The sequence below is a fragment of the Asanoa siamensis genome, assembly GCF_016862555.1.
Lineage (GTDB): Bacteria > Actinomycetota > Actinomycetes > Mycobacteriales > Micromonosporaceae > Asanoa > Asanoa siamensis.
The window spans coordinates 1-4985 of the sequence record NZ_BONE01000170.1; the positions used below are offsets into that span (position 1 = coordinate 1).

Genomic DNA, 4985 nt, shown 5'->3' on the forward strand with positions numbered 1-4985 from the left:
GCGCATCCGCAGATCGCGTACGTCGATAATCGACTCGTCCTCAGCCGGCCGCATCTGCCGACTCTAGCTGTCAGAGCCAAAGCGGACAGCCCTGACGTCCAGCCGAGGGCGCATAGCGCCCATGAGTTCCGGAAGCACGCCCGGGACGGCGTTTCGCTTCCCAACGCCGTAGATCGTCGCCGCCGTCCACAGTGCTCAGATCCAGCGCGTCGGAAGCTGGTTCGTCCTGATAGCGGCGATTAGCCCGGCCGTCTTGGGCACTGATGCACAAAATCTAATGTCACGAGACCGTCACGAGGAAATACCTGGTAGTGACAGCTATCGCTCCGCGAGCGAAAGATGCGTCACACGCCCCTGTGTTGCAGGGCGTTCTCCCCTCGGAGGAACCAGACGTGACCAACCCCCAGAACCAGAGACGGCGCGTGACCGCCGGTCTCCTCGCGACAGTCCTCATGACCGGCTTGTCGACGCTCGCCGTCGGCGTGCCCGCGGCTACCGCCGATCCGGGCGCCGGCAGTCACGCTCTCAAGGAGAGCACCGTGGACACGCTCGGCGCCCACGACCTCGAGCTCCTGGCGGAAGCCCGCGCCAAGCGTGCGAAGACCGTGATGCTGATCGTCGCCACCGACAAGGGCGAGTCGGCGAAGGTGGCCACCGGCCTGAAGAAGCTCGGCGCGACGGTCGCCAAGCGGGTCGACTCTGTCGGCTACGTCCGGGCCAGCGTGCCGACCGCCGCGGTCATCACCGCCGCCAAGCTCCCCGGGGTCGCTGCCGTCGACCTCAACGAGGTCATTCCGCTGCCCGAACCCGAGCCGACGGCCGCACGCGCCAAGGCCGCGGCGCAGGCAGCGACGGCCGGTCCGCCCGGGGCGGACACGCCTGCCGACAACCCCTACATGCCGACCGCCGAGACCGGCTCGGTCGCCTTCAAGCAGGCGCACCCGCAGTGGGACGGCCGTGGCGTCACGATCGGCATCATGGACGCCGGCGTGGACCTCGACAACCCGGCGCTGCAGACCACCTCGACCGGCGGGCGGAAGATCGTCGACTGGTTCACCGCCACCGACCCGCTCTTCGACGGCGACGGCACCTGGCGCGCCATGCTGACCGACGTCGCGGGGCCGTCGTTCAGCTACCAGGGCCAGCAGTGGACGGCGCCGCGTGCCGGCGCTTTCAAGATCAACCGGTTCAACGAGGCCATCACCGCGGGTAGCGCTCCTGGCGGCGACGTCAACCGCGACGGAGACACGGCCGACCTGTTCGGCGTCCTCTACGACCCGGCGACCCACGACATCTGGGTCGACGTCGACCAGGACGGGGACTTCACCGACGACGGCGGGGCCATGCGGCCGTACGCGGAGAACTTCCAGGTCGGTCACTTCGGCACTGACAACCCGGCCACCGCGGTACGCGAGCAGATGCCGTTCGTCGTCGAGTACCGCGAGGACGTCGACGTCACGCCGGCCGGGCTTCCCGGCGTGGCCGACTTCGTCAACATCGGCATCATCGAGGACCAGCACGGTTCGCACGTCGCGGGCATCACCGCGGCCAACAACATGTTCGGCAACGACGACCTCGACGGCCAGGCGCCGGGCGCGAAGCTCGTGTCGGCCCGCGCCTGCTCCTGGGGTGGCGGCTGCACGGCGGCCGCGCTGACCGACGGCATGGTCGACCTGGTCGTCAACCGGCGCGTCGACGTGGTCAACATGTCGATCGGCGGCCTCCCGGCGCTCAACGACGGCAACAACGCCCGCGGTCAGCTCTACCAGCGGCTGATCAGCGACTACGGCGTGCAGCTCGTCTTTTCCGCCGGAAATGACGGTCCCGGCGTCAACACAGTCGGCGACCCCGGCGTCGCCGACGACGTGATCAGTGTGGCCGCGAGCATCAGCAAGGAGACCTGGCTGGCCAACTACGGTTCGGTCACGCGGACTCCGTACCAGTTGTTCAACTTCTCGTCCCGCGGACCGCGCGAGGACGGCGGCCTCGCGCCGACGATCGCGGCGCCCGGTTCGGCGATCTCCACCACACCTCTCTGGCAACCGGGCGTCCCGGTGCCGGAGGCCGGCTACGGGCTGCCGCCGGGCTACCAGATGATCAACGGTACGTCGATGGCGTCGCCCCAAGCGGCCGGCGGTGTCGCGCTGCTGCTGTCCGCGGCGAAGGCGACCGGCAAGGCCGTGACCCCAGCGGCGCTGCGCCGGGCGGTCGCGTCGTCAGCGTCGCCGATCGACGGTGTGCCGGCGTACGCGCAGGGCAGCGGCCAGCTCGACGTGTCGGGCGCGTGGGACCTGCTGGCGCAAGGCCCGCTGGAGACCCGGTCGTACGACGTGCACGCACCCGTGTGCACGCCGATCTCCGACTTCCTGGCCACGCCGGACAAGGGCGACGGCATCTACAACCGTTGCGCGCCCACCGAGGGCGGGCAACGACCCGACGCCAAGAAGTCCTACACCGTGAAGGTCACCCGCACGTCCGGCCCCAAGGGCGACATCAAGCACGCCGTCCGCTGGGTCGGCGACGACGGGTTCTACCGCAACGCGCCGAAGAACCTGATCCTGCCGCTGAACAGGACCGTGACGTTCACCGTCGAGACCCGCGGCGGCGAGGGCGTGCACAGCGCGATCATGCAGGTCGACGACCCGAAGACACCGGTTGTCGACTTCGAGTTCCTGAACACCGTGGTCATCGCCAATGTGCCGACCAAGAAGGAGTTCCGCTTCTCCACGAGCGGATCGGTGGACCGCAACGGTTACACCTCATACTTCGTGGCTGTGCCGGAGGGCGCGAAGGCTCTGCAGGTCAACCTCTCCGGCATCGCGGCCGGGTCGCAGGCGCGGTTCATCGCGATCAACCCGTGGGGTGTGCCGGTCGACGACACCGGAAGCCCTTCCTGCTACACCAACTACTCCGACCCGGCCGCCTGCAAGCCGCAGGAACGGTCCTATGAGGACCCGATCCCCGGCGTCTGGGAGCTCGAGGTGGAGGCCCGCCGGACGTCGCCGACGCTGGAGAACCCGTTCCAGTTGACGGCCCGTGTCCAGGGTGTCGCGGTGGACCCCGCCGACCTCGAACTGCCGTCCGTGACGGCCGGCGCGGCCAACCCGGTGACGTGGACCGTGCAGAACCAGTACGGCCCGGTCCGGGTGTCGGGGCAGGGCGGCCCGCTGGGCAGTGCCCGGGTGAGCCGGCCGAGCATCGCCGAGGAAGCGGTGCAGACCTACGAGGTCGAGGTGCCAGCGGGCGCGTCGCGCCTGGACGTCGCCATCGGCAACCCGAGCGACCTCAGCGCCGATCTCGACCTGACGGTCCGGCGTGACGGCGCGGTCGTGGGCCAGTCCGCCGACGGCGATTCAGAGGAAGCGGTCTCGATCGCCAATCCGCCCGCCGGCGTCTACGAGGTCGAGGTCGTCGGCTACGCGGTTCCCGCGGGGACCACCGAGTACGACTACCGCGACGTGTTCTATTCCACCTCGCTCGGAGCGGTGTCGGCGCCGGGAACGGTGGTCGACCTCGCGTACGGCGGTTCGACGACGATCAGCGGTACGGTCACCGCTCTGGTCCCGCCGGCCCCGGGCCGGCAGCTCCTGGGCGAGTTGCGGGTCGTCACCGACGAGGGAGCGGTCGTCGGCCGCGGCAGCGTGGAGATCGGCGCCGTGACAGGCTGACTCCAGGCGACGCATGTGGTGAAGCCCGTCCCGTCCAGGGGCGGGCTTCGCCGTCTGGGCGTGCTCAGGCCGGGGCGGCGCGGCTGACGACGAATGGCACGCCCTGCTGGCACGTGCTGCGCGCCAGGGGGTCGACCCGGCCGGCGACGGTGAGGCGGGCACCGGCGCGAATGACGGAGCGGTCACCACCGATCAACAGGAAGCCGTCGATCAGCAGGCAGTTCGGCTCGACGCCCGCCGCGACCGTGCCCGTCAACGTCGAAGGGCTGGGCCCCCTCGGACCCGGGCCAGGCTCTTTCGACCGCGCTCCGGTCACGGGGAGCGGGAGATCTTCGGGTTGTTCGGCACGCGACGTCACAGAGGCCTCTGAGGGTCGTGGCGCTGCCGGCTCTGGCCGGGCGCTCGCACATCCGGAAACCATCATCCTAGCCAGCCCGGATGGCCATTGCTTTCTGAAAATGAAAACAGTTACGGTGGCCCTGTTCGCGGCGTGTACCTCCGGTGGCGCGGACCCTGCCGACGCCTACGGGCCACTACCCCTTGCGCTCGTAGCGTCGGCACGGAGTCGTTCGCCGAGGTCATCACCACGATCTGTTGATAACGGTTGCGGTTTGCAGGAAAGTCGGCCAAGAGTCCGTCGCGCGCAGCGAGCCCAATCGCTACCGTGTCCGATGTGACGGCTCAGACCACCGGCGGGCACCAGACGTCCGACACCTCGAGCGATGAGTCGGATCCGGGCCCACCTCCACAACGGCGGCTTCTCGGCGATCGGATCGGTTCGGTCGAGATTCTGACGGCCATCCTGGTCCTGCTGGTCATCTTCCGCGACCCGGTGTCGAGTGCGATCTCCAGCCCGCGCCTGCAGACCTGGACCACGGTTTTCGTTTCCGTCATGGTCCAGGCCGTCCCGTTCCTCGTCTTCGGCGTCGTCCTCTCCGCCGTGATCGCCGTCTTCGTGCCGCCGTCGTTCTGGGCCCGGGCCCTGCCCAGGCATCCCGCTCTGGCGGTGCCCGTGGCCTCGGCTGCCGGCGTGGTCCTGCCCGGATGCGAGTGCGGGTCCGTGCCGATCGCGGGCTCACTGATCCGCCGGGGCGTGACACCCGCCGCGGCGCTCGCCTTCCTGCTCGCCGCCCCGGCGGTCAACCCGATCGTGCTGACCGCCACCGCGGTCGCGTTCCCCGACAATCCGGAGATGGTGGTCGGTCGCGGCGTCGCGAGCCTGATCGTCGCCATGATCATGGGTTGGCTCTGGCTGCGCCTCGGCAAAGCCGACTGGATCCGGCTCCCCCACCGCCACGACGACGGCGCCAGCAAGTT

The 4985-nt window shown here is 69.5% G+C and carries 3 protein-coding genes; 2 read left to right on the forward strand and 1 reads right to left on the reverse strand.

The window, feature by feature from the left end:
• The first annotated feature begins 392 nt into the window (after nt 1-392).
• On the forward strand, nt 393-3668 hold the full coding sequence (locus Asi02nite_RS40870) for a S8 family serine peptidase (RefSeq protein ID WP_203719421.1): 3276 nt from the start codon (nt 393-395) through the stop codon (nt 3666-3668).
• Nucleotides 3669-3732: 64 nt separating this feature from the next.
• Here the strand turns inward: Asi02nite_RS40870 and Asi02nite_RS40875 are convergent, their stop codons facing one another.
• The gene (locus Asi02nite_RS40875) at nt 3733-3924 is read right to left on the reverse strand and encodes a hypothetical protein (protein WP_203719422.1); all 192 of its coding nucleotides are present in this window, start codon (nt 3922-3924) and stop codon (nt 3733-3735) included.
• Nucleotides 3925-4341: 417 nt separating this feature from the next.
• Between Asi02nite_RS40875 and Asi02nite_RS40880 the strand changes: the two genes are divergently transcribed.
• Nucleotides 4342-4985, forward strand: a 644-nt coding sequence (locus tag Asi02nite_RS40880) for a permease (protein ID WP_203719423.1), incomplete at its 3' end; no start/stop codon positions are given.